Source organism: Fictibacillus nanhaiensis, from assembly GCF_042686385.1.
Taxonomy (GTDB): Bacteria; Bacillota; Bacilli; order Bacillales; family Fictibacillaceae; genus Fictibacillus; species Fictibacillus nanhaiensis.
This window is the reverse complement of sequence record NZ_JBHUPF010000006.1, coordinates 1,041,998-1,063,819: the sequence shown is the minus strand read 5'-3', so window position 1 is coordinate 1,063,819 and position 21,822 is coordinate 1,041,998. Positions and strand designations below refer to the sequence as shown.

At 39.0% G+C, this 21,822-nt stretch carries 24 protein-coding genes and 1 other annotated feature; of the genes, 11 read left to right on the top strand and 13 right to left on the bottom strand.

Annotated features, from left to right (window positions below; genetic code table 11):
- Positions 1-34 precede the first annotated feature (34 nt).
- Complete coding sequence (locus ACFS5O_RS08960; protein WP_205727099.1) at positions 35-1,042, bottom strand: ion channel; 1,008 nt, start codon at positions 1,040-1,042, stop codon at positions 35-37.
- A 427-nt stretch (positions 1,043-1,469) separates the two neighbouring features.
- Here ACFS5O_RS08960 and ACFS5O_RS08955 point away from each other — a divergent pair, with 427 nt between their 5' ends.
- Positions 1,470-1,688: a DeoR family transcriptional regulator gene (locus ACFS5O_RS08955; RefSeq protein WP_066243921.1), complete on the top strand. Its 219-nt coding sequence runs from the start codon at positions 1,470-1,472 to the stop codon at positions 1,686-1,688.
- Positions 1,689-1,776: 88 nt separating this feature from the next.
- Here the strand turns inward: ACFS5O_RS08955 and ACFS5O_RS08950 are convergent, their stop codons facing one another.
- Positions 1,777-2,412, bottom strand: a complete 636-nt coding sequence (locus ACFS5O_RS08950) for a PRC-barrel domain-containing protein (RefSeq protein WP_205727100.1) — start codon at positions 2,410-2,412, stop codon at positions 1,777-1,779.
- 41 nt (positions 2,413-2,453) lie between these two features.
- A complete protein-coding gene (locus ACFS5O_RS08945; protein ID WP_205727101.1) occupies positions 2,454-3,182 on the bottom strand; it encodes a pseudouridine synthase in 729 nt (242 codons plus the stop codon).
- Positions 3,183-3,284: 102 nt separating this feature from the next.
- Between ACFS5O_RS08945 and ACFS5O_RS08940 the strand changes: the two genes are divergently transcribed.
- Positions 3,285-3,719: a DUF6884 domain-containing protein gene (locus ACFS5O_RS08940; protein WP_205727102.1), complete on the top strand. Its 435-nt coding sequence runs from the start codon at positions 3,285-3,287 to the stop codon at positions 3,717-3,719.
- A 52-nt stretch (positions 3,720-3,771) separates the two neighbouring features.
- On the opposite strand, the gene ACFS5O_RS08935 is transcribed toward ACFS5O_RS08940, so the two are convergent.
- Complete coding sequence (locus tag ACFS5O_RS08935) at positions 3,772-5,376, bottom strand: putative polysaccharide biosynthesis protein (protein ID WP_205727103.1); 1,605 nt, start codon at positions 5,374-5,376, stop codon at positions 3,772-3,774.
- A 184-nt stretch (positions 5,377-5,560) separates the two neighbouring features.
- On the opposite strand from ACFS5O_RS08935, the gene ACFS5O_RS08930 reads away from it, so the two are divergent.
- A complete protein-coding gene (locus tag ACFS5O_RS08930; protein WP_205727104.1) occupies positions 5,561-6,823 on the top strand; it encodes a BaiN/RdsA family NAD(P)/FAD-dependent oxidoreductase in 1,263 nt (420 codons plus the stop codon).
- 49 nt (positions 6,824-6,872) lie between these two features.
- On the opposite strand, the gene ACFS5O_RS08925 is transcribed toward ACFS5O_RS08930, so the two are convergent.
- From ACFS5O_RS08925 to leuS, 5 genes are all read right to left on the bottom strand, one after another.
- Positions 6,873-7,076 (bottom strand): sporulation protein Cse60, encoded by a 204-nt coding sequence (locus ACFS5O_RS08925; protein ID WP_205727105.1) that lies wholly within the window; start codon positions 7,074-7,076, stop codon positions 6,873-6,875.
- Positions 7,077-7,166: 90 nt separating this feature from the next.
- Complete coding sequence (locus tag ACFS5O_RS08920; RefSeq protein ID WP_205727106.1) at positions 7,167-7,802, bottom strand: SDR family oxidoreductase; 636 nt, start codon at positions 7,800-7,802, stop codon at positions 7,167-7,169.
- 163 nt (positions 7,803-7,965) lie between these two features.
- Positions 7,966-9,885, bottom strand: coding sequence for a putative bifunctional diguanylate cyclase/phosphodiesterase (locus ACFS5O_RS08915; protein ID WP_205727107.1), 1,920 nt, complete (start codon positions 9,883-9,885; stop codon positions 7,966-7,968).
- 130 nt (positions 9,886-10,015) lie between these two features.
- Positions 10,016-10,315 carry a rhodanese-like domain-containing protein gene (locus ACFS5O_RS08910; RefSeq protein WP_205727108.1) on the bottom strand — a complete coding sequence of 100 codons (300 nt, stop codon included), beginning with the start codon at positions 10,313-10,315 and terminating at the stop codon, positions 10,016-10,018.
- Positions 10,316-10,330: 15 nt separating this feature from the next.
- Positions 10,331-12,751 (bottom strand): leucine--tRNA ligase, encoded by a 2,421-nt coding sequence (gene leuS, locus ACFS5O_RS08905; protein ID WP_205727109.1) that lies wholly within the window; start codon positions 12,749-12,751, stop codon positions 10,331-10,333.
- Between the two features lie 61 nt (positions 12,752-12,812).
- Positions 12,813-13,042 (bottom strand) — a binding site (T-box leader).
- A 201-nt stretch (positions 13,043-13,243) separates the two neighbouring features.
- Here leuS and ACFS5O_RS08900 point away from each other — a divergent pair.
- Positions 13,244-13,813 carry a biotin transporter BioY gene (locus ACFS5O_RS08900; RefSeq protein ID WP_205727110.1) on the top strand — a complete coding sequence of 190 codons (570 nt, stop codon included), beginning with the start codon at positions 13,244-13,246 and terminating at the stop codon, positions 13,811-13,813.
- A 67-nt stretch (positions 13,814-13,880) separates the two neighbouring features.
- Here the strand turns inward: ACFS5O_RS08900 and ACFS5O_RS08895 are convergent, their stop codons facing one another.
- The gene (locus ACFS5O_RS08895; RefSeq protein ID WP_205727111.1) at positions 13,881-15,077 is read right to left on the bottom strand and encodes an MDR family MFS transporter; all 1,197 of its coding nucleotides are present in this window, start codon (positions 15,075-15,077) and stop codon (positions 13,881-13,883) included.
- 165 nt (positions 15,078-15,242) lie between these two features.
- Between ACFS5O_RS08895 and mnmL the strand changes: the two genes are divergently transcribed.
- Both mnmL and mnmM read left to right on the top strand, forming a co-directional pair.
- Positions 15,243-16,208 carry a tRNA modification radical SAM protein MnmL/YtqA gene (gene mnmL / locus ACFS5O_RS08890; protein ID WP_205727112.1) on the top strand — a complete coding sequence of 322 codons (966 nt, stop codon included), beginning with the start codon at positions 15,243-15,245 and terminating at the stop codon, positions 16,206-16,208.
- Positions 16,205-16,780 carry a tRNA 5-(aminomethyl)-2-thiouridylate-methyltransferase MnmM gene (gene mnmM, locus ACFS5O_RS08885; RefSeq protein ID WP_205727113.1) on the top strand — a complete coding sequence of 192 codons (576 nt, stop codon included), beginning with the start codon at positions 16,205-16,207 and terminating at the stop codon, positions 16,778-16,780. The genes mnmL and mnmM overlap by 4 nt, the downstream gene beginning before the upstream one ends.
- A gap of 282 nt (positions 16,781-17,062) precedes the next feature.
- Here the strand turns inward: mnmM and ACFS5O_RS08880 are convergent, their stop codons facing one another.
- Positions 17,063-18,133 carry a tetraprenyl-beta-curcumene synthase family protein gene (locus tag ACFS5O_RS08880; protein ID WP_205727114.1) on the bottom strand — a complete coding sequence of 357 codons (1,071 nt, stop codon included), beginning with the start codon at positions 18,131-18,133 and terminating at the stop codon, positions 17,063-17,065.
- A gap of 40 nt (positions 18,134-18,173) precedes the next feature.
- The gene (locus ACFS5O_RS08875; protein WP_205727115.1) at positions 18,174-18,962 is read right to left on the bottom strand and encodes an alpha/beta hydrolase; all 789 of its coding nucleotides are present in this window, start codon (positions 18,960-18,962) and stop codon (positions 18,174-18,176) included.
- Positions 18,963-19,044: 82 nt separating this feature from the next.
- On the opposite strand from ACFS5O_RS08875, the gene ACFS5O_RS08870 reads away from it, so the two are divergent.
- Complete coding sequence (locus tag ACFS5O_RS08870; RefSeq protein ID WP_153237613.1) at positions 19,045-19,563, top strand: gamma carbonic anhydrase; 519 nt, start codon at positions 19,045-19,047, stop codon at positions 19,561-19,563.
- Here the strand turns inward: ACFS5O_RS08870 and ACFS5O_RS08865 are convergent.
- Positions 19,553-19,924: a VOC family protein gene (locus ACFS5O_RS08865; protein WP_205727116.1), complete on the bottom strand. Its 372-nt coding sequence runs from the start codon at positions 19,922-19,924 to the stop codon at positions 19,553-19,555. The genes ACFS5O_RS08870 and ACFS5O_RS08865 overlap by 11 nt on opposite strands.
- A 136-nt stretch (positions 19,925-20,060) precedes the next feature.
- Here ACFS5O_RS08865 and ACFS5O_RS08860 point away from each other — a divergent pair, with 136 nt between their 5' ends.
- The 4 genes from ACFS5O_RS08860 to ACFS5O_RS08845 all read left to right on the top strand — a co-directional run bounded on the left by ACFS5O_RS08860 (position 20,061) and on the right by ACFS5O_RS08845 (position 21,810).
- Positions 20,061-20,279: a spore coat associated protein CotJA gene (locus tag ACFS5O_RS08860; protein WP_066397007.1), complete on the top strand. Its 219-nt coding sequence runs from the start codon at positions 20,061-20,063 to the stop codon at positions 20,277-20,279.
- Positions 20,280-20,320: 41 nt separating this feature from the next.
- On the top strand, positions 20,321-20,548 hold the full coding sequence (locus tag ACFS5O_RS08855) for a spore coat protein CotJB (protein ID WP_205727332.1): 228 nt from the start codon (positions 20,321-20,323) through the stop codon (positions 20,546-20,548).
- Positions 20,549-20,570: 22 nt separating this feature from the next.
- Entirely contained in the window at positions 20,571-21,140 is a 570-nt protein-coding gene (cotJC, locus tag ACFS5O_RS08850; RefSeq protein WP_066243979.1) for a spore coat protein CotJC, read from the top strand.
- 118 nt (positions 21,141-21,258) lie between these two features.
- A complete protein-coding gene (locus ACFS5O_RS08845; RefSeq protein WP_205727117.1) occupies positions 21,259-21,810 on the top strand; it encodes a phosphatase PAP2 family protein in 552 nt (183 codons plus the stop codon).
- Positions 21,811-21,822 lie beyond the last annotated feature (12 nt).

The following is a 21,822-nucleotide window of genomic DNA, read 5'->3' as shown; positions in this document are numbered from 1 at the left end:
TCTAAGTTATCTTCGCTTATCATACCCATCTCAGTTATATGATTGACTCGTATACATCTTTGCTACAGATGATATAGAGGCGGGCATCATCAGGAATCGATTCGTTTAATTTCTTGTTTATTGAAAGATCGTTGCCGTCAGCTATTAGTGTAGCACCTTGTTGCAACAAACTGTCAAAAGCATCTTTATATGTTACCCATTCCGCTCTTTTACGAACTTCAAATAAATTTTCTCCTTCTTTATGAGAAAGAAGCTGTGTATAGATCTCTGTAATTCCTTTAGAAAACGCAGATCGTACAGCCATACGTGAAACTGTTTCATGACTTAAGACGAACTCATCTACTTTAGCATGCCTAAAGTTTTTTATATGCTCCTCTTTTTTAATCTCAACCGTACTATGTATATGAGGAGTTAAACGTTCAACAGAAGTCACGATCAACAGTGTCTTTCCATCAGCAAGTGCTGAATCATGGATCGAATCATCTGAGAACACCAGTACAGATTTTGCTTCTTTTAAATTTGCCTGCATGAGCGTTTCTTCAATCGATGGATCTCCTTGAATATAGTGAACATTTTGGTGTGTGATTGGTGTAACAGGTAGATTATCAATAAGCACGACTTCTAGTTTAGGGTGTGTTTCGATAATCTCACTAACAGCATATTTAGCCTTTTCAGACCACCCTATAATAACGAAATGATTTTTACCTTTAAAAGTCAATCTTCCTTCCTCCTTTCGTTTACGATGTGCTCCTAATGCTTCTACCAGTTTCCCAATAGCCAGACCCGCAATACCAATACCGATCAAAAAGATGAAGATCGCATAGATTCTTCCTGCTGTAGACACTGGATAGTAATCGCCATAACCTACCGTTGTAACAGTGGTCATAACATACCATAAGGCGTCAAACCAGTTAGGGAATGTCTTTGGCTCTAAAAGATGCATAACGACTGACGAAAAAATGACAATAAAAAAGGCGAAAGAAAAAATCCCAAACTTATTTAAGACGATAAGTCTATTCATCAGTTTTTGTAAAATATACACCTCATCGCTCCTAACGTATTTTTTTAATAACCCTATTATTGTACCTTATTCCCATGTAAATGGTTAGATGATTTCGCTTTCTCAGGAACTATGGAATATTGACAAATATAGATTTTAGTGTATAATGGTGCCAAATAGGAGGTGTAGTGTTGGGTTAACTGACAATTTTCCTCTATATCTTTATATTTAGGATCATATGTTCGTTATGAGGTTTTGCTGCCTAGCCGCACAGACATCTTTTTGAACGTTTTTATCACATCTAATGGCTGACGCAGCGAAGAACCAATATGGATTCTTCGCTTTTTTTTATAAAAAAGGATGGGTCTTATGAATTAAAAAGAATGTAATACAACATTCATATTTCATTAACTTTAGACTGGTATCATATAGTGTGTTAACAACTATCTAAATAACAAGGAGTGGTTTTTTGAGTCCTTCAACTGACAGAATGTTGAATCGTGTGAAAGCCCTGTATTTGTTTATTCGCAAGAAAGGTACTGTAACAACACGAGAACTAGTTGAAGAATTTGGAACTACGCAGCGCACCATTCAGAGAGATCTTAACGTCCTCTCTTATAACAATTTAGTAACAAGTCCTGCCCGCGGTATGTGGGAAACAACAGGCAAAAAAGTAAAAGTATCTTAAAAACATATTATATTTTGGATAAGCAAATGTACATGAATAATCCCCGCTAAAAATATTAGCGGGGACTTTTTTTGTTTTAAAAGAAGATTTAAAGTTCATCTTTATTGTCTTTCAAGAGCAGATCAGGTGTTCTTTCAATATTCCACTCGCGACTCTCCCAATTTGGAGTTCCGGAAACAGGCATATATTTATCATCCTGACCGAATAGGTTCTTCCAAAATCCTTCTGCTAAAGAAAAGCCAATCACTTGCTGACGGTCTGTATCAATGATAAGATCTTTTATCTTTCCGATCTTTTCACCATCCTGATCAATGACATCCCAATCTTTTATGGACATATACGAATAACATTCTTTAGGTTCATCTCTTTGTAGTTCATTTCCAGAAAACACGAGTTTCTCTTCATCAAATTCTTTCACCTGATGCCACGGGATAAAAAAGGTTTCTTTTCCATAGTTCTGATTAGCAGCAAGGTGAGAGCTTCCTGTGAACGGAGTATGTTGTGTACCAATACCCGAAGTGGCGGCAACAACTGTTTCCATATGCTTATCTGAGGGAATCTCTTCACGTTGGTTGATTCCGTTGTCAACGGTGTACGTAAAATAACATAAACGGTGATCGTACCTATTAAATAGAATATCGTTGATTTTATGCTGTGTTTCTTCAGTCGAAATCGTCTGATTTTCAGCTTTAGCACCCATTAACTTTTCTGCAGATAATTTCATTGGTATGCAACTCCTTTTTATTGGAAGATACCCCTTATAAATTATTCAAAAACATCTCCTTTTAAAGAAAGTAAGGATAGTTCTTCTTCTGCAAGCTCTCGATACATTCCTAACTCAAGAGATTCATCAAGCCTTAATTGTCCCATCTGAATTCGTTTTAAGAAGATGACCTTTCTACCGATAGCCTCGAACATTCTTTTTACTTGATGAAACTTTCCTTCAGTGATGGTTAACTCGATCTCTGATTCATCGTTATCATTTGTCAATATTTTTAGGAAGGCAGGTTTTGTTTTATACCCATCATCCAAGATGACCCCCTCTTTAAAACTTTCAAATGCATCTTCTGGAATCGATCCATTTATTTTTGCGTAATAAGTCTTTGGTACATGTTTTTTTGGGGATAGCAATGAGTGTGACAACTGCCCATCATTTGTCAAGATCAACAATCCTTCTGTATCGATGTCTAGTCTGCCTACAGGAAAAGGTTCGAAATTCTGATCTTCCATATAAAGTAGATCGATTACCGTCTCATGCCTAGAGTCTTCAGTCGCTGAGATTACTCCTTGAGGCTTGTTCATCATAAGATAGACAAACTCCTTATAAACTGCTTCTTCTCCATGAACCATAACGTTGTCCTGATCAGGATTTGCTTGTGTCTTAGCATCTTTAACAACCTCACCGTTCAACGTAACAGCACCTGATTTTAATAATTGTTTCACTTCTTTTCTACTTCCATAGCCTGTGTTTGATAGCCATTTATCAATTCTCATATGAAACCTCCTGATTTAATGATCATTTTTTCCTATATTATTGTAAAAAATTGATTGATTTTTGAAGAAACAGGGTAATTTAGTACTATAGGAGGAATTGGAATGAAAAGGAAAATAGGTCTTCTAGCAACTGCACGAAAAAAAGCTTCTACCCCTTCTGCAGCTATAGATTTATACATAAGTCCCTTATTCGTTAAGTCTGTTCAATACGCACAAAACCATTATGATGATTTTTTCTTTTTTAGTGCAAAAGAAGGACTCGTAACGAAAGACCAATACATTGAACCGTATAATGTTTCTATCAAAAATTTTACGACATCTGAAAAACGGGAATGGGCCCATCATGTCATACAAGACTTAGAACAAAACATCAAGCCTTCTCAATGTAAGATTTACATTCACGGCGGATGGGTATACCGAGAATTTTTACAGCCCGCCCTTGAAAGAGCTGGATTTCAATTTGAAGTTCCGCTCGAAGGATACAGCATTGGTAATCAGCTAAAATGGTATGATGAACAGAATCAAGCCAAAAAATGAAGAATACCGCAGAAAAAGAAGGCTTTTTACCAGCCTTCTTTTTTTCTTATGCTTATTTTCTGCGTTTCAAGAAAGGAATGCGATCACCTAATATGATATTTAATAAGCCTGATCGGTGACTTAAGAACACATACACCGCTCCCCCAGTGAGAATACCGATCGTTAATTTAATGATCGTATCAAGCCTTGTTTCTGACTCTCCTAAAAGTGAAGATACGATCATAACCGTTACAGCCATCGCTGCACAAAATAACGTGATCAGAACCGTTCTTCGATATACCCATTTAAATGAGAAACCACTGTATTTTTTAATGATATACAGATTGAACAAAATTGAAAGGGTATATCCGATGTCTGTCGCAATAACAGAACCGGTCCCACCAAACACTAACAATAAAGGTTTGTTTAGTATCAACTTTGCTAAAAAACCAGCTGATAGACTGATAAACGCATAACGTTGCTGGTTAAGTCCCTGTAAGATCGCTGCCGTAACGGTAAACATCGCAAACCATAATGCAGTCGGCGCGTACCATTGAAGATAATAGCCACCTGTGTCCATCGATGATAATCCAAAGAGTGCACCATATGCAGGGTATGCAAGAACCGTTAGCCCGATCGCTGCTGGTGCAGTTAAGAACAGCACCATCTGAAACGTTTGCGTGATCTGCTTATGAAGAATCTCATCATCGTTTTGGGTGAACGACTTCGTTATGACAGGTATCAAGGTTAGTGCAAGAGCAGTTGCTAATGATACTGGAATCATAACAAGCTTATGCGCGATCTGTGTGATGATAGCGAATACAGACTCCGCTTCTTTCAGCGTATAATCCATTTTCTTAAGTGTGTTCACAATCGTAAACTGATCTACCATCTGATAGAGCGGAATCGCTAGACCGACAGCTACAAAAGGGATCGCATACTTGATCGTTTCCTTATAAATATCTTTTAATGAAATATCTGCAACAGGTTTACTTTCTTTATACATCTTTTCCAGATGCGGTTTTCTTTTGATCCAATACCAGATGAGAACGGCCAAGCCAGCGATTGCACCTAGAGTAGCTGCAAATGTAGAAAGCGCTACGGCTGTCGTAATCTCACCATTCATTAAATTGATAACCACATAACTTCCAACAAGAATGAACACAATACGAACGATCTGTTCAACGACTTGCGACACCGCTGTTGGTCCCATAGATTGAAAGCCTTGGAAATACCCTCGAATCAAACTCATGGAAGGTACTACGATCAGAGCCGTACTTACCATTCGGATAACTAATGTAATATCTTCAATACTGTTGCCTTGTCCACCTTTTTCATCAATGATCTGATGAGCAAGTATTGGCGCCAACATATACAGTATGACAAAAGCTAATGTTCCAGTCAGTGTCATAACGAGGAGACCCGACTTCAGTAATTTTCTCCCTGCTGCATAATCTCCTAAAGCATTATATTTAGAAACAAATTTAGAAACAGCAAGAGGCACTCCCATTGTGGAAATACTAAGTAATATGGTATATGGAATATAAGCATAGCCGTATAGAGCCATACCTTGTTCATCTACTAGATTGGTAAATGGAATGACAAAGATCAATCCGATAAATTTTGAGAAAAACGTTGCAGCGGATAAGATCAATGTTCCACGAAGTAATCGAGACAACTATTTTCAGCTCCTACTAATCATCCTAAAAAACATTATTGATATTGTATCACATTAAAAGCGGATGTAACCTACTTTAACTTTTTGCAAAAAAGTAAGGATTATGAAACTTATAGTCTTTTTGCTGAACCTATGCTATTGTATGAAATGATTTTTACTGATCGTATAAGAAAGTTGGGATTGTATGACTTATGATTGTATAGTGATCGGTGGTGGACCTTCTGGCCTGATGGCGAGTGTTGGTGCCGCTACCAATGGTGCACGTGTACTATTAATCGATAAAGGAGAAAAACTAGGTCGTAAACTTGCTATTTCAGGTGGCGGGCGTTGTAACGTCACAAACCGTCTGCCTGTTGAAGAAATTATCAAACATATTCCAGGTAACGGCCGTTTTTTGTACAGTGCCTTTTCTGTTTTTAACAACGAAGACATCATTCAATTCTTTGAAGGACTAGGAATTCAATTAAAAGAAGAAGACCATGGACGAATGTTCCCTGTTACCAATAAAGCGACTGATGTTGTGGCTGCTCTTCTGCAGAAAATAAAGGAGCTTGGTGTTACGATCCGAACGAACACCCCTGTAAAAACGATACAATATGGAGAAGAGGTTCATGAGATCATTCTGCATAACGGAGAAGCTATTCAAACGAAGTCGATCGTAATCGCCGTAGGCGGTAAATCTGTTCCGCATACGGGTTCCACTGGTGATGGTTATGCATGGGCAAAAAAGGCAGGGCACACGATCACAGAGCTCTATCCAACTGAGGTTCCCATCACTTCTAATGAACTCTTCATCAAACATAAAACATTGCAGGGCATATCTTTAAGAAACGTTGCACTCTCTGTATGGAATCCAAAAGGTAAATTGATTAAAGCCCATCAGATGGACATGATATTTACTCATTTTGGGGTATCCGGACCTGCTGCTTTAAGATGCAGCCAATATGTAGTTAAAGCATTGAAAAAATTCGAAGTACCATCGATCGAGATGAGAATTGATTCTTTTCCAGATGAAAATGAAGAGACCTTGCTTACTTCTTTACAGAAAAGAATTGATTCTGAACCTAAAAAAGCTTTTAAAAATGTACTAAAAGGATTACTTCCAGAAAAGTTTCTTCATTTCTTAATCGAACGTGCAGAGATTGATGGTGACTCGATCGCTGATCAAGTTTCCAAACAAGCCCTTCGTCAGCTTGTTACACAAATGAAGAGTTTCTCATTTTCTGTTAATGGTACCTTATCTATCGAAAAAGCTTTCGTTACAGGAGGCGGCGTCTCAGTTAAAGAGATCGCACCTCAAACTATGGCATCTAAGAAACAAGAAGGCTTATTCTTCTGTGGTGAAATCTTAGATCTGCACGGATACACGGGTGGTTATAATATTACTGTTGCTTTTGTAACAGGGAATATTGCCGGAACTAACGCAGCTTACCATGCACTAGGCTAACCCTATGAAACAAGAAGAGTGGCGACCACTAAGCGGTTGCCACTCTTCTTTATTTTAGCGATCCGTTTTTTTTAAAGATAATCATCGCTGAAAAAGAAAACATCGTATCGTCCTCTGAGTGCACATTATCACATACGGCAATCTGATACTTAATATCCACAACATTTTCAGGAGGAATGATGCTCAAAAACTCATTTATAGCGATCTCTAAATCCTCTTCATGATCTTCATCAAAGATTTTTACTTGAATCATTCAATAAGCATCCCCTTTCAGCCAAAAGTTTTGGTATTCTTTCGGCCTTCGGAGATGCTTATCCTTTGTTAGGTTTTGACTAGTTTTGTCTTACAGATTTTCAAGAGCCGTTTGAATAGGTACTTCTCCCTCAATCAACTCGAAGACTTTGTGGTTAACTTTTTCATTTCCAAGGCATGCAGCAAGTGTTCTTGCTACATCCGCTCGAGGGATAGAACCACGCTCGTTTAATTTTTCTTTGGCTTGAATCATGCCCATACCATCATCATCCGTCAGCGCACCTGGACGCAAGATCGTATAATTCAATGTGCTGTTTATCAGTTCTTGATCTGCTTTTCCTTTTGCCTCAAGGTAATGTTGAAGTCCTTCTGGTCCTTTTTCAGGAGTATCTGCACCTATCGAACTTACCAGAATGAATTGTTTCACCTTATGTTTTTGCGCTAACTTTATAGACTTTACCGCTCCTTCATAATCTACAGCGTCTGTTTTCTCTGGTCCTGTATGACCACCAGAACCAGCTGTGAAGATAACAGCTTCGATTCCATCATAAACATGTTCAAAGTCCTGTTCCAAATCACCTAAAACGGCATGAATGTTCTCATGCTGAAAATGATCTTGCTGTTCTTTCTTTCTGACCATCGCTTTTACTGAGTGTTCTTGATCAGCAAGTATATTACATGTCATTTTTCCAATATTACCGTTTGCTCCGATTACTAATACATTCATTACATATCCACTCCTTCTATTTGTCTACTTAAGTAGTGTTTCACGAAATGAAGGTTATAAAACATTTTGTTGTGTAAACGTACATTATGGAAGATCTACAAATTAACTAAAAATGATTAAAAGAGCCTAAAACACCGTATATTCAGGGTGTTTTAGGCTTCTCTTAGCTCATTACCACATTCTTATGTAACTGTCTTTGGAGTTCATCAGCATGAAGCGGTTTGTACAGGTTATAGCCTTGACCGTATATACAACCTTGTTCTACTAAGAAATTGATCTGCTCACCGGTTTCGATACCTTCTGCAATAACGGAAAAATCAAGATTGTGTCCCATATCAATAATTGTTTTTACAATGGCTCCTGCTTTTGAATCTGTCAATATATCATCGATAAACATCTTATCAATCTTGAGTGTATCAACAGGCAAGTGTCTCAGATATGTTAATGAGGAATAACCAGTACCAAAGTCATCGACTGATATGCGAATTCCTTTTGCTCTTAAAGCATTCAAAATCGGAAGAGCTTCCTCCATGTTTTGCATCGTCGTACTTTCTGTGATCTCCAGCTCTAGTGAAGTAGGTGGAAACTCAGTCTCTGAAAGAATACTTTCTATTCTTTCGATAAAAGATTCTTCTAATAGCTGTCTGACCGATATGTTAACAGAAATCAAGAGGTCACTAAAGCCCTGTTCACGCCAACTTAACCCTTGCAGGCACGCTTCTCTTAACACCCATTCTCCGATTGGGAGAATCATCCCGGTTTCTTCAGCTATCGGAATAAATTCAGCGGGAGATATCATTCCTTCATCTTCCTTTTTCCACCGCAATAACGCTTCAACCCCTAGAATCTTCTTATTACCGATATGTACTAAAGGCTGATAAACAAGGAAGAACTCGTTGTTCGTTAAAGCTTTTCTTAAACCATGCTCGAGAGTTAACCTTCTTTCCATCTTGCTATCACGCTGCTCTGTAAAAAACTGATAAGTGTTTCGTCCTTTCTCCTTTGCCTGGTACAGAGCGGAGTCAGCACGCTTTAAGAGCGTTTCGCTGTCTGAACCATTTCCGGGATATGTACTGATCCCAATGCTTGGTGTTGTAAATACTTCTTGCCCACTCAGTTTAAAAGGTTTTGTAAAAGCTTGAATGATCTGCTCTGCTTTTTGTTTGATCTCACTGATTTCTTTAAAGTTTAACAATATCAGAAATTCATCACCGCTTCTCCTAAACACAGTTCCGTAATATCCAACCGTAACCTTTAAAAGTTCAGCTACCTTCTGCAGCAGAAGATCACCAAAGCTATGGCCAAGCGTATCGTTCAGAACGTTAAACCGATCCAGATTTACATACATAAGGGCCAAATTTCGATTTTGAAGATCCGCTTCTTTGATTTGTTTTTCTATCATCTGCATAAAGCCATTTCGATTTGGCAGGCCGGTTAATTCATCATAATAAGCCATATGCTCAATGGTGATCTCCGCTCTTTTTCTTTCTGTAATATCAATAAGAATAGAATTGAAGTCTACCAGTTCGTTATCGGCATCTAAAAAAGGAATTCCTCGGTCTTGTATCCATCGTATCTCGCCGTTCGGCTTCATGATTCGATACTCACTTGTCGTGATCTGTCCGTTCTGTATCGCTATCCCTCTGTTCATGATGATCTCGTCATCATCAGGATGAATGACCTTTTTCCATAATTCTGCGTCTTCATAAAAAGCTTGCAGGGGATAACCATATAATTTCTCTATCCCCGATGTAATCAAAAGTTTATTCGTCTTTAAGTTGTGTGACCAAATCGCAACATCGATACTATCAAAGATATTTTGTAGTTTTATTCGATTTGCTTCTAATTCAGCATACGTTTCTTGATGATTTAAGATCTCCTGTTCTAAGTTAATAGCATAACTATCTTTTACGATCAGCATCTTGTAAATCAAAATGGCGAAAAGAACGACAATTCCTAGATCTATTCCATACATGAAATAACTTTGATTGTACATTAACCCAACTGTGCTTACAGTATGTAACGTGAACAAAACAGCTAAAATACAGGTCCATTTTTTTGTTTTTGCGTGTTTTAATGGCATTTGTAAGCCTCCAAGGCTAATAAGTATACCCTTTCTATCGGCTATTTCTTGGAAATTTAAACATTGTTTAATAAACTAAACATACGCATTAAAAAACTCTCTGCTCAAGTGTTGAGCAGAGAGTTACATTTTAATTCTTATTATATTCCAACATACCGCCAGTCATATTTTTGACCTTATATCCATGATCTTGCAGGAAATAAGCTACATTCTCACTACGTCGTCCTGAACGGCAGACGATGATGTGTTCTTCATCTTTATTGATTTCATCTAAACGCATAGGAATCTCACCCATTTTGATATGCGCTGCTTCCGGGATTTTCCCTTCAGATACTTCTTCATCTTCACGTACATCAATCAGAGAAATTTTTTTACCCTCTTGGAGCAATTGTTTTACTTCTGATGGTGAAATTTCTTTTAATTCTTCCATGAGCATATGCCTCCTTTAATTCGCTACGATATTCACAAGCTTACCTGGAACGGTAATGACTTTGCGGATCGTCTTTCCTTCTATGCTTTGTTGAACAGATTCATCTTTTAGAGCCGCTTCTTCCATATCGGAACCACTGATGTTTGCAGCGATCGTCATCTTTGCTTTAAGTTTGCCGTTCACTTGAACAACGATTTCAACTTCATTTTCTACTAGTTGGGCTTCGTCCCAAACTGGCCAAGAAGCATAAGCGATGCTGCCTTCTCCACCTAGCATTTCCCAAAGCTCTTCACAAATATGCGGAGCGATCGGGGAAAGCATCTTAACAAACCCTTGTATGAAGTCTTTTGGAAGAACATCTTGCTTGTTTGCTTCATTTACAAAAACCATCAATTGTGAAATGGCGGTATTAAAGCGAAGTCCTTCATAATCTTCTGTTACCTTTTTAACTGTCATATGGTAGAGACGATTGAAAGCGTCTGTTCCCTTTGTATCTTGAATAGCAGGATTCAACTTCTCTCCATCTTCAGCTAGAAGTAATCTCCATACACGATCCAAGAATCTGCGAGCTCCATCTAGACCCGTTGTACTCCATGCGATGGATGCATCAAGTGGTCCCATGAACATCTCATACAAACGCAGTGTATCTGCACCATGACTCGATACAATCTCATCAGGGTTAACCACGTTTCCTTTCGATTTACTCATCTTTTCATTATTTTCTCCAAGAATCATTCCTTGGTTGAAAAGTTTTTGGAAAGGCTCTTTTGTCGGAACGATACCAAGATCATACATAACCTTGTGCCAGAAACGAGCATAAAGTAGGTGCAACACAGCGTGCTCCGCTCCACCAATATAAATATCAACCGGAAGCCAATGCTTCAACTTTTCAGGAGATGCTAATTGCTCCTCGTTTTTCGGATCGATATAACGAAGATAGTACCAGCAGCTTCCTGCCCATTGAGGCATCGTATTCGTTTCACGACGTCCTTTCTTTCCTGTTTCAGGATCTACAACGTTTACCCACTCTTCTACGTTGGCAAGTGGAGATTCCCCTGTGCCAGAAGGTTTGATCTCTTTAACGACTGGTAGAAGAAGAGGAAGTTGATCTTCTGAAACCGTAGACATCGTGCCATCTTCCCAGTGAATAACCGGGATTGGTTCGCCCCAATAACGCTGACGTGAGAACAACCAGTCACGTAGACGGTATGTGATCTTCTTTTCACCTTTTTTGTTCTCAGAAAGCCACTCGTTCATGGCAGCAATCGCTTCCTCTTTTTGCATGCCATTTAGGAAATCTGAATTAACATGTTCGCCATCACCCGTGTAAGCTTCTTCTGCTACATTTCCGCCGGCAACTACTTCAGCGATCGGAAGTTCAAACTTAACTGCGAACTCGTGATCACGTTCATCGTGTGCAGGGACTGCCATGATCGCACCCGTTCCATAGCTTGCAAGTACATAGTCTGCAATCCAGATCGGAAGTTTTGCACCTGTTACAGGATGAATCGCATAAGCCCCTGTAAACACACCAGACTTTTCTTTTGCAAGTTCTGTACGTTCAAGGTCAGACTTTGTTTCTACTTGTCTTTGATAAGCCGTAACTGACTCTTTTTGGTCTTCTGTTACAATATCGTTTACTAGTTTATTTTCAGGAGCTAGCACTAAGTATGTTGCACCGAATAGTGTATCTGGTCGTGTTGTAAACACTGTGATCTTAGAAGAATGTCCATCAACATCAAAGTGTACTTCAGCGCCTTCCGAACGGCCGATCCAATTACGCTGCATGTCTTTCAAGCTTTCAGGCCAGTCTAGTTCATCTAGATCCTCTAACAGTCTGTCAGCGTATGCTGTAATTTTAAGCATCCATTGTCTCATAGGTTTACGAACAACAGGATGACCTCCGCGTTCACTCTTTCCATCAATAACTTCTTCGTTCGCAAGTACTGTTCCAAGCGCTTCACACCAGTTCACAGGCACTTCATCGACATACGCAAGACCTTTTTTATAAAGTTGGATAAAAATCCATTGTGTCCACTTGTAATAAGAAGGATCTGTTGTGTTTACTTCACGGTCCCAGTCATAAGAGAAACCAAGCTCTTTAATCTGTCTGCGGAACGTGTTGATGTTGGTTTCTGTAAATTCTGCTGGATCGTTTCCTGTATCAAGCGCATACTGTTCTGCTGGAAGACCAAATGCATCCCATCCCATCGGATGTAGTACATTGTATCCTTGCATACGCTTCATTCTAGAGAGAATATCTGTCGCCGTGTATCCTTCTGGGTGACCTACATGAAGGCCAGCTCCGGATGGGTATGGAAACATGTCTAGCGCGTAAAATTTCTTTTTATCATATTCTTCTTTTGTTTGGAACGTTTTGTTCTCATCCCAAAACGTCTGCCACTTTTTCTCAATTGTTTTGTGGTTATAATACATAACCGATCCTCCTTAAAAAACTGTACTTTAAAATACAAAAAACCTCCCGTCCCTAATAAACATTAGGGACGAAAGGTTAGTTAACAATTTAAACCTGCCGCGGTACCACCCTGATTAATGCAAAAATCGCATTCACTCGGAAACATACCTTAACGCGGCGAACGGCAAGCATTACTGGATTCACACTTGCAACTAAAGGGCGAGTTCAAAAAAGTCCGGGTTGACTTGCACCAGCCGTCAACTCTCTATCATTTCCATTCTTTTTTTACTATTCCCTATCATCGTTATTAAAAATTTAGATGCTAATTTGTATTTTATGAATAACTTCCTAAATTGTCAAGGTTGTTTAGAAGTATAATAGCCTATTTTTACCACTTTTAATCACGGGATATTTCGCTGTAAGCGGTATCTTGACAAACACCATGTCGCTGTTTAATGTAATGTTAACTGTTATTTTTTTTACGTTAACATTAAAAAAGGGGTGCAACAAACATGCATGAAAGTAACCAAAAACTGAAGATGTCACTCTACGCAGCGCTGATGGCAGGGATTACAGCGATTCTCGCCCAGCTGACGATTCCTCTCCCGTTAGTTCCGATCACAGGACAAACTTTAGCGATCGGGCTTTGCGCAACCATTCTTGGGCGTAAGTATGGTACTCTCGCTGTTATGATCTATGTCGCTATGGGAGCAATCGGTCTTCCTGTTTTCTCTGAGGCTAAAGGTGGATTCATGGTACTGATCGGTCCAACAGGAGGTTATATCGTTGGCTTTATCATCGCTGCTTATGTAACTGGTCTTATTCTAGAAAAGACAAGTTTTACTCTTCTGCCCGCTGTTGTTGCAAACATTGCGGGTATGGTGATCACACTTGTGTTCGGTGCCGTTCAATTAAAGTTCATTGCAGGCCTTAGCTGGGAACAAGCGATGAGTGGTGGTGTTATTCCTTTTTTACTTGTAGGGGTAATTAAAGCCATCTTAGCCGCAGTCCTTGGTGTTACGATCAGAAGAAGATTAATGTCGGCAAAACTGCTTCCAAAAGAAGAAACAAGAGCCGCTTAATTCATCAAAATATAAACAAAGAGACCGTGTTTATTTCATCACGGTCTTTTTGTTTTTCATCTAGACATTAAGATGCTTGTCGAGGAGCTTCAGTTTGCTGTATCGCATGGCGGCTCTTGCTGTATATGATTGTCAATATGAAAGCAAGTACCATCAGGCCAATAATCGTTTGAAACAATACAGAAATGTTAAAAATATCTGCGATCATTCCTCCAAACAATGGACCAAGCATCCTTCCGCCTGTGGCCGTTGAGTTTACGACCCCTTGATAGAATCCAGCTCTTCCTTCAGGAGCGAGTTCTGCAGCGATGGATGGAACACCTGGCCATACGAGCATCTCGCCTATGGTAAGAACGATCATCGCTACCATAAACCCACTAAAGTCTTTGGCATTTCCCACCATTACAAATGAAATAACAAATATACAATATCCGACCAAAATTTGAGATGTTGTAGAGTGCAGCCATTTTTTCAAGAAAAGGTTGACTACCGGCTGACCGAGAACGATTAACACACCATTAACGGTCCAAAGCAAACTGTACATTTTTAACGTTACTCCTAGTGATTGTGTATAAGCGGCGATCGTGGACTGCCATTGAACATAACCAATCCATGCCAACAGATACCCTCCACATAAAATCAATAATGCGATAAACGCTTCTTTGTTATGAATTCTTTTACGTTGAGAAAAAATGGTTTGCACAGAGGCTTCTTCTTTTTCATCTATGTCTTTGAAGCCGAACAACACGATAAGAAAAAATACGAAAGACAGAGTAGAACAACTGATGAAAGATAGTGTAAATGAATAGGAAGCTGCAAATCCACCAAGAGCAGCCCCGAGCGCCACTCCTACATTCTGTGCAATATAGATTCGGTTAAATGCCTTCCTTCCACCCTCTTTCCACATCGTACCTGCTAAAGCATACATAGATGGAAAAACGATTCCCATTCCAAATCCCATAAAAACAAGAAGTACACTGTACATCCAAAAATCATGAAACCAGATTAATAAGAAGGAAGTCGTAAATGAAATGGAGACTCCAAGCATTATCGTCTTGTAGCCTCCTAATTTATCAAACAGCAATCCTCCCGTTAAGTTGCCGATAATTCCAGCACCGGAATTCAACAGAAGAACAATTCCCGCTACGGTAAGTGACTTACCAAGGTGTTCATGTATAAAAATCGTATTGATCGGCCACAAAAAACTTGAGCCCGTCACATTAAGTGCCATTCCAATAATAAGCAGCCATACTTTCCCTGGCATAAATATCCCCCACTTGCTAACTAAGATGTCATAAACCACTCTGTATTTTATTCCTTTTTCCTGCACTTTACAATTTGAAAGTACTGACAACTCCCTTTGCCGCTCAACGTGCGAACATGCTACAATGTCATATGGTGCTCATCACCGTATGAAGGAGTGAGAAAGATGACACACCTTATGGAAAGACCAGATTATTTTGGAGAAAAAAGATATTACACATGGAATCAGCATTTAAAGTCCCATTTTGGAGAAAAAATTATTAAAGTGCCACTAGATGGAGGATTCGATTGTCCAAATCGTGATGGAAAAGCGGCATTCGGAGGATGTACCTTCTGCTCTCAAAGTGGCTCAGGAGATTTTGCAGGAAACCGCCGTGACGATATCATCACACAATTTCACACCGTAAAAGAACAAATGCATTCAAAGTGGAAAAAAGGAAAGTATATCGCCTATTTCCAAGCTTTTACGAACACTTATGCTCCTGTTGAGCAACTAAAAGAGCTGTATGAAACGGTACTTGAACAAGAAGGTGTCGTTGGACTTTCCATTGCTACGAGACCTGACTGTTTACCAGATGATGTGGTCGAATATCTTGCTGACTTAAATCAACGAACGTACCTTTGGGTCGAGTTAGGACTTCAGACTGTGCATGAACGAACAGCTCTGCTCATTAACAGAGCCCATGATTACCCAACATATGTAGAAGGGGTAGAAAAACTTCGGAAACATAACATTAGAGTGTGTTCACACATCATTAACGGATTACCGTTAGAAACTCCTGAGATGATGATGGAAACAGCAAGAGAAGTTGCAAAGCTAGATGTTCAAGGTATAAAAATCCACTTGCTTCATCTTCTAAAAAAGACACCTATGGTCAAACAATATGAACAAGGTATGTTAGAGTTTCTTGATTTTGAAACATATGTGAAATTAGTTTGTGACCAACTAGAGATTCTTCCTCCACAAATGATGATTCATCGACTAACTGGAGACGGACCATCTGATCTTTTAGTCGGGCCGATGTGGAGTTTAAATAAATGGAAAGTATTAAATGCGATTGAAAGTGAACTTAAAAACAGAAATAGTTATCAAGGTAAATTTTTTAATACGTCAGAGGTGAAGACACGATGAAATTAGAAGGCGTATTGCCATTTGCCAGAACGCTTCTTCGTTCTTTTTGTGAAGAAGGTGATATCGTAATCGACGCCACATGCGGAAACGGAAACGACACGTTGTATCTCTCCAAACTTGTTGGTAAAAATGGTCATGTCTTTGCTTTTGACGTACAAGAACAAGCCATTGCCAACTCAAAACAGCGCTTGATCGATCAACAAGCTGATGGAAACGTTACTTTTTATCATGCCTCGCATGATACCGTACTGACAAAGTTACCAAGTGAATTTAAGTCAAAGATCTCTGCTGCCATATTCAACTTAGGATATCTTCCTGGCAGCGATAAGTCCATCACTACAACAGGAGAGTCTACGATCAATGCGATCGAACAGCTTCTTCAGTTATTGAAACCAGAAGGTGTTATCATACTGGTGATTTATCATGGACATGAAGAAGGTAAGCTTGAAAAGGAAAGTGTAATGAACTATGTTACACAGCTGGATCAAAAACAGGCTCATGTTTTACAATATGAATTTATCAATCAAAAAAACGACCCGCCTTTTATAGTCGCAATCGAAAAAAGAGGCTGAATCCAACTAATGAAAGTTGATTCAGCCTTTTTTTAGGATACAGATATGGTCGTTACATATACACGCCGGGGTATTATGTTAATCAATCCAGAAATTTGAGCACGCAATCCAAAAATTTGGGCTGTTTATCCACGAGATTTGCCTCTCAATCCAAAAGTTTTTGTCTTTTATCCACGAGTTTACATTCCTCGACAAATTGCGCACTCGCTACTACCTTCACATACCCCTCTCCTTAAAGCGAAGCATCCTGAAACGGCAATCAACCTCTTCCAAGTGCAACAACTATGAGAGAGAAGGTTTTAATCTTTGATATAATTTACGGTTCACATAAAAGAAATAACTCGTCGCGCCTCCCACTTTAACGAGCTTTGCAGCCATCTTTTTAATTCCAGGGCTCTCAGACACTTTTCGATCTGCAAGATAGATCCCTAAAAGACCTCTTTGGATCAAGCGGTGAAACCTTGAGTTAGGCAGATTGTCACAGCTTTTCTCTGCTCTTTCTGCAAAGTATACCATTCGTTCAAGCATGTGCTGATCATTCTTATAATACGTACAAAAGTTTAGATCGCCCTCCAACTTGTCCTCATTTTGATCAATAAAATAATCTAAAAGAATATGAAGACCTTGCAGCCATGGAAAGTATCCCTTCTTTATCGTTTCAGCAGATTCTTTCGTGAAATTCCCTTGAAATGCGTAGCTGACTAAACAAAAGATACCAAGTGTTGAACCTGCACAAGCTGAGAATTCGTACCAGGTAATATCTGGTAGAACGGATTGATACTCTCCGAACCAACTGATTAACCGAGGCTCTCTCTCTTGAACAATGACATGTTTATGTACCTGTAGGTCACCATAAATCGAAGCTAGTCCGATGAGTTCACTTGCGATATTTGGATAAGCTTTCATCTCAGATAATACGTTTTGACATGTGTAGACAAGTTCGTTTAAATAACCACCATCGTCCTGCTCTTCCCTATAACGATAATAATTGGTTGGGACAGCACCAGGAGACAGAGCATGAAACATACTTTCATGAAGGGCTCGGAAATCTTTTTCATTCAGTGACGTGCTTCTGTCACAAAGATTATCTAAATAGTCGCTGATCGTTTGGTACGCCACCACAAACTCGATGGCTTTTTTTCGATGATTACCAGCTAGCAGTGTTAGGATCGCTCCTCCTTCACAATGAAACATCTTATCAGAAATGCTGCTAACTGCCTGTTTTCTCAATTCTGGGTTAGGAATCTTTTCAGCTCTATCATGCCAGTCCTTAAGAAGATGACTGACAGCCGGAAAAATATGCGTATAAACGGAATACATCAATCCCCACGGGTGAACCGGAACTTTGTTCATAAGATGGCTCCTTTTGTTTATTTCTTCCTTACCTTTTTCCTTAATGTACTTCACTATGCAAAAATAAAAATTTTTTCACATAATTAAATACATGATCTCTTTCAGGCTCGTTTAATACTTCATGATAAAGTGACGGGAATTCTTTATACCATTTTTCTTCAATCCCTATAGTGTTAAACCATTGTTTCACTTTTAATTTGTCTACGATTCGGTCATCACCTGCTTGCACGACCATTAAAGGTACATTTGGAAAATCATGATGATGATCAAAAGCAAGCTTAATCGAACCGATCAACTCGCGGTACCACCTGACAGAAACTTTTTTAACGATTAACTTATCCTCTCGGTCACGAATGCGAATCTCTTCGTTCCTAGTAGCACTTCCTTCAGGTATGTTAGTTGCTAACCTTACACTCGGAGCGAGTTTGTTTAAAAGGACAGAAACCGCTTCTTTGCCTTTTGATGGGTATTGGACTAATCCTAAACAAGGAGAAGATAAGATAACCGCTTTTATGTTAAGTTGTTTTTCCATTAACGTTCTTATCACAGCTAATCCACCCATGCTATGCCCTAAGATAAATACAGGAAAACCTAGTTTTTCTGCTTCTAGGTACCATTGTTCGATCGTTAATATATAATCATCGAACGCTTCTATATGTCCTCTTCTTCTTGTTGACGTGCCTTGACCTGGTAGATCACCTGAAACACAATGATAGCCGGCTTCATTTAATTGCTTGATCACCCAATCATACCTGCCGTGATGTTCATTTGCTCCATGCACAACAACGACCGTTCCAATCGCATTTCTTTTCGTTTTCCACGTCCACATTTCTCCACCTTCTCTATTCATAAGACTTGGTGATTTGCTACACTGTAGTTAGATAAATAATTGATAATAGGAGTGTGTAACCATGATCTACCCATTTGGAGACAAACAACCTAAAATTTCAGAAACTGCCTTTATTGCAGATTATGTTACCATTACGGGTGACGTTCAGATTGGTGAATATTCTTCCATCTGGTTTAATTCATCCATACGCGGAGATGTTTCGCCCACGATTATCGGAAACTATGTAAATGTTCAAGATAATTCGGTTCTTCATCAGAGTCCAAACCGCCCTCTGCATTTAAAAGACGGCGTTACTATTGGTCATAGTGTTATTTTACATAGTTGTATCATTGAAGAGAACGCATTGATCGGCATGGGTTCTCTTATATTAGATGGAGCTCACATCGGAGAGGGAGCTTTTATAGGTGCAGGAAGTCTTGTTCCTCCTGGAAAAAAGATACCACCTAACACCTTAGCTTTCGGTCGACCAGCTAAGGTAATCAGAGAGTTAACAGAAGAAGATATTACGGACATGAACCGAATCCGCCGTGAATATTACGAGAAAGGACAGTATTATAAATCTCTACAACCTAAACGTTAAATTCGATTAGGTTACCATCAGGATCACTCACAAAAACTTGGTGCCACTCTGTTTTGTTAGTTGGCTTGTTCACATAAGGGATGTTATGTACGTCTAATATTTTTAATAATTTGTCCATATCCTTAACCCTTACGGCAAAATGACCATCTCTGCTATCGATCTCAGTAGTATTTCGCCTAGCCTTACCATCCGGATGAACGATTAAATGAAGCTGCGTGTCACCAATATCATACCAAACGCCCGGAAAATCAAATTGCGGGCGTTTTTTATTTTGTTTGAAACCAAGAATTCCCTCATAAAAATACAATGACTCTTTTAAATTGGTTACGAGTAAGGATACATGATGTATGCCTGCATACATGTATGTCCACCTCTTTCTCTTTATGTTTGCCCATAATTTTATCATAGAAATAAATAATTGGAGACGAAATCGTACTGAAACTCCTCCCCTTTTGAATACTAATAATAAAAGTTAACCAATGAAAGGAAGTTGTATCATGAGTTCTTCTAATCAAAAGTCTTATGTTCCTTATCATAGCCCTTACGATCCGTGTCCTCCGATCGGAAAGAAATATTACTCTACTCCTCCAAATCTATATATGGGATTTCAACCTTATAATCTTCCACAATACTCACCAAAAGAAGCCCTACAAAAAGGTACACTATGGCCCGCATTCTATGATTATTATGAAAATCCTTATGAAAGAAGGAGGTAATTCTCGTGCCATCAACCTTACCTGAAGAATTCTATCAGTGGATGGAAGAGCTTCAAGCAGTTGATTTTGTTCTTGTGGAACTTACTTTATATCTTGACACACACCCACAGGATCAATCTGCAGTCCAACAATTTAATCAGTTTGCAAAACAAAGAAAACAAATCAAGAGAGCCATTGAGTCAAAATACGGCCCACTCCAGCAATACGGAAACAGTTATTCAGGCATGCCATGGAACTGGAGTGATGGACCATGGCCATGGCAGGTATAAAGAGAAAGGAGGTTCATTTTAAATGTGGGTATATGAAAAAAAACTGCAATATCCAGTGAAAGTAACGTCCTGTAATCCTACACTCGCTAAATATTTAATCGAACAATACGGAGGTGCTGATGGAGAACTCGCAGCAGCTCTTCGGTATTTAAATCAGCGTTATACGATTCCAGATAAAGTGATAGGTCTACTTACGGATATAGGTACAGAAGAATTCGCTCATCTTGAGATGATCGCAACCATGATCTACAAGCTGACAAAAGACGCCACACCCGAGCAATTAAAAGCTGCTGGCATCGCAGATCATTATGTCAACCACGATAGCGCCTTATTCTACCATAATGCAGCCGGTGTACCGTTTACTGCAAGCTACATAGCTGCAAAAGGTGATCCGATCGCTGATTTATATGAAGATATCGCAGCGGAAGAAAAAGCACGTGCAACTTACCAGTGGATTATTAATATGTCAGACGATCCTGATCTTAATGACTCTCTCCGTTTCCTAAGAGAAAGAGAGATTATTCATTCTCAAAGATTCCGGGAGGCAGTTGAAATCTTAAAAGAAGAACGTGATAGAAAAATATTTTTCTAGCCATTCTGCTCTTGCAGGATGGTTTTTTTATAATAATTTCATACTGTCTTCATGTTCTCCTTACAATTGTATTTTATTATGATAATAACCAATAAAAAGCATGATAAGGGGGATATTCATGGCAAAAGTAATGAATTGGCTTTATGAAAAAGAGTGTACATTCTTCAGGCTTATTAATGGAAGACTGCACAGGAACTCAATGGATCATTTCTTTCACTTGTGGACACATCTTGGTGGTGCAACAGCTACCATCTCAACGAGTATTCTGCTGCTGTTGTTTCTCCCTATGCACTTAAAGTCTTGGGGGATCGTTTGTATGCTGTCCTTATTGATCAGCCACATTCCTGTTGCGATCTCTAAAAAAATGTATCCAAGAAAGAGACCTTATTTAAGTCTTCCAGACACGAACATCGGCGATAACCCGCTAAAAGATCATTCATTTCCGTCGGGTCATACAACAGCTGTATTTTCAATCGTCACACCGTTGATACTATTGAATCCCTTTATAGGTATATTTTTATTGATTGCTGCCCTTTTAGTAGCCATATCTCGAATGTATTTAGGTCTTCACTATCCATCTGATGTACTTGCAGGGATGATTCTCGGCATCAGTTCCAGCTTCTTTTCTTTATTTTTAGTAAAAAGCTTTATCTTGCCTTACTTTTTTTAAAAAGGAGATGAA

Excerpts from the sequence above, each read along its gene's own strand:
- leuS (WP_205727109.1), bottom strand. The coding sequence starts at position 12,751 with ATGTATTATAACCACAAAACAATTGAGAAAAAGTGGCAGACGTTTTGG.
- ACFS5O_RS08950 (WP_205727100.1), bottom strand. The coding sequence starts at position 2,412 with ATGAAATTATCTGCAGAAAAGTTAATGGGTGCTAAAGCTGAAAATCAG.
- ACFS5O_RS08875 (WP_205727115.1), bottom strand. The coding sequence starts at position 18,962 with ATGTGGACGTGGAAAACGAAAAGAAATGCGATTGGAACGGTCGTTGTT.
- mnmM (WP_205727113.1), top strand. The coding sequence starts at position 16,205 with ATGAAATTAGAAGGCGTATTGCCATTTGCCAGAACGCTTCTTCGTTCT.
- ACFS5O_RS08900 (WP_205727110.1), top strand. The coding sequence starts at position 13,244 with ATGCATGAAAGTAACCAAAAACTGAAGATGTCACTCTACGCAGCGCTG.
- cotJC (WP_066243979.1), top strand. The coding sequence starts at position 20,571 with ATGTGGGTATATGAAAAAAAACTGCAATATCCAGTGAAAGTAACGTCC.
- ACFS5O_RS08855 (WP_205727332.1), top strand. The coding sequence starts at position 20,321 with ATGGAAGAGCTTCAAGCAGTTGATTTTGTTCTTGTGGAACTTACTTTA.
- ACFS5O_RS08895 (WP_205727111.1), bottom strand. The coding sequence starts at position 15,077 with ATGCCAGGGAAAGTATGGCTGCTTATTATTGGAATGGCACTTAATGTG.
- ACFS5O_RS08865 (WP_205727116.1), bottom strand. The coding sequence starts at position 19,924 with ATGTATGCAGGCATACATCATGTATCCTTACTCGTAACCAATTTAAAA.
- ACFS5O_RS08860 (WP_066397007.1), top strand. The coding sequence starts at position 20,061 with ATGAGTTCTTCTAATCAAAAGTCTTATGTTCCTTATCATAGCCCTTAC.
- ACFS5O_RS08945 (WP_205727101.1), bottom strand. The coding sequence starts at position 3,182 with ATGAGAATTGATAAATGGCTATCAAACACAGGCTATGGAAGTAGAAAA.
- ACFS5O_RS08910 (WP_205727108.1), bottom strand. The coding sequence starts at position 10,315 with ATGGAAGAATTAAAAGAAATTTCACCATCAGAAGTAAAACAATTGCTC.
- ACFS5O_RS08845 (WP_205727117.1), top strand. The coding sequence starts at position 21,259 with ATGGCAAAAGTAATGAATTGGCTTTATGAAAAAGAGTGTACATTCTTC.
- ACFS5O_RS08920 (WP_205727106.1), bottom strand. The coding sequence starts at position 7,802 with ATGAATGTATTAGTAATCGGAGCAAACGGTAATATTGGAAAAATGACA.
- ACFS5O_RS08930 (WP_205727104.1), top strand. The coding sequence starts at position 5,561 with ATGACTTATGATTGTATAGTGATCGGTGGTGGACCTTCTGGCCTGATG.
- ACFS5O_RS08925 (WP_205727105.1), bottom strand. The coding sequence starts at position 7,076 with ATGATTCAAGTAAAAATCTTTGATGAAGATCATGAAGAGGATTTAGAG.
- ACFS5O_RS08940 (WP_205727102.1), top strand. The coding sequence starts at position 3,285 with ATGAAAAGGAAAATAGGTCTTCTAGCAACTGCACGAAAAAAAGCTTCT.
- mnmL (WP_205727112.1), top strand. The coding sequence starts at position 15,243 with ATGACACACCTTATGGAAAGACCAGATTATTTTGGAGAAAAAAGATAT.
- ACFS5O_RS08870 (WP_153237613.1), top strand. The coding sequence starts at position 19,045 with ATGATCTACCCATTTGGAGACAAACAACCTAAAATTTCAGAAACTGCC.
- ACFS5O_RS08880 (WP_205727114.1), bottom strand. The coding sequence starts at position 18,133 with ATGAACAAAGTTCCGGTTCACCCGTGGGGATTGATGTATTCCGTTTAT.
- ACFS5O_RS08915 (WP_205727107.1), bottom strand. The coding sequence starts at position 9,885 with ATGCCATTAAAACACGCAAAAACAAAAAAATGGACCTGTATTTTAGCT.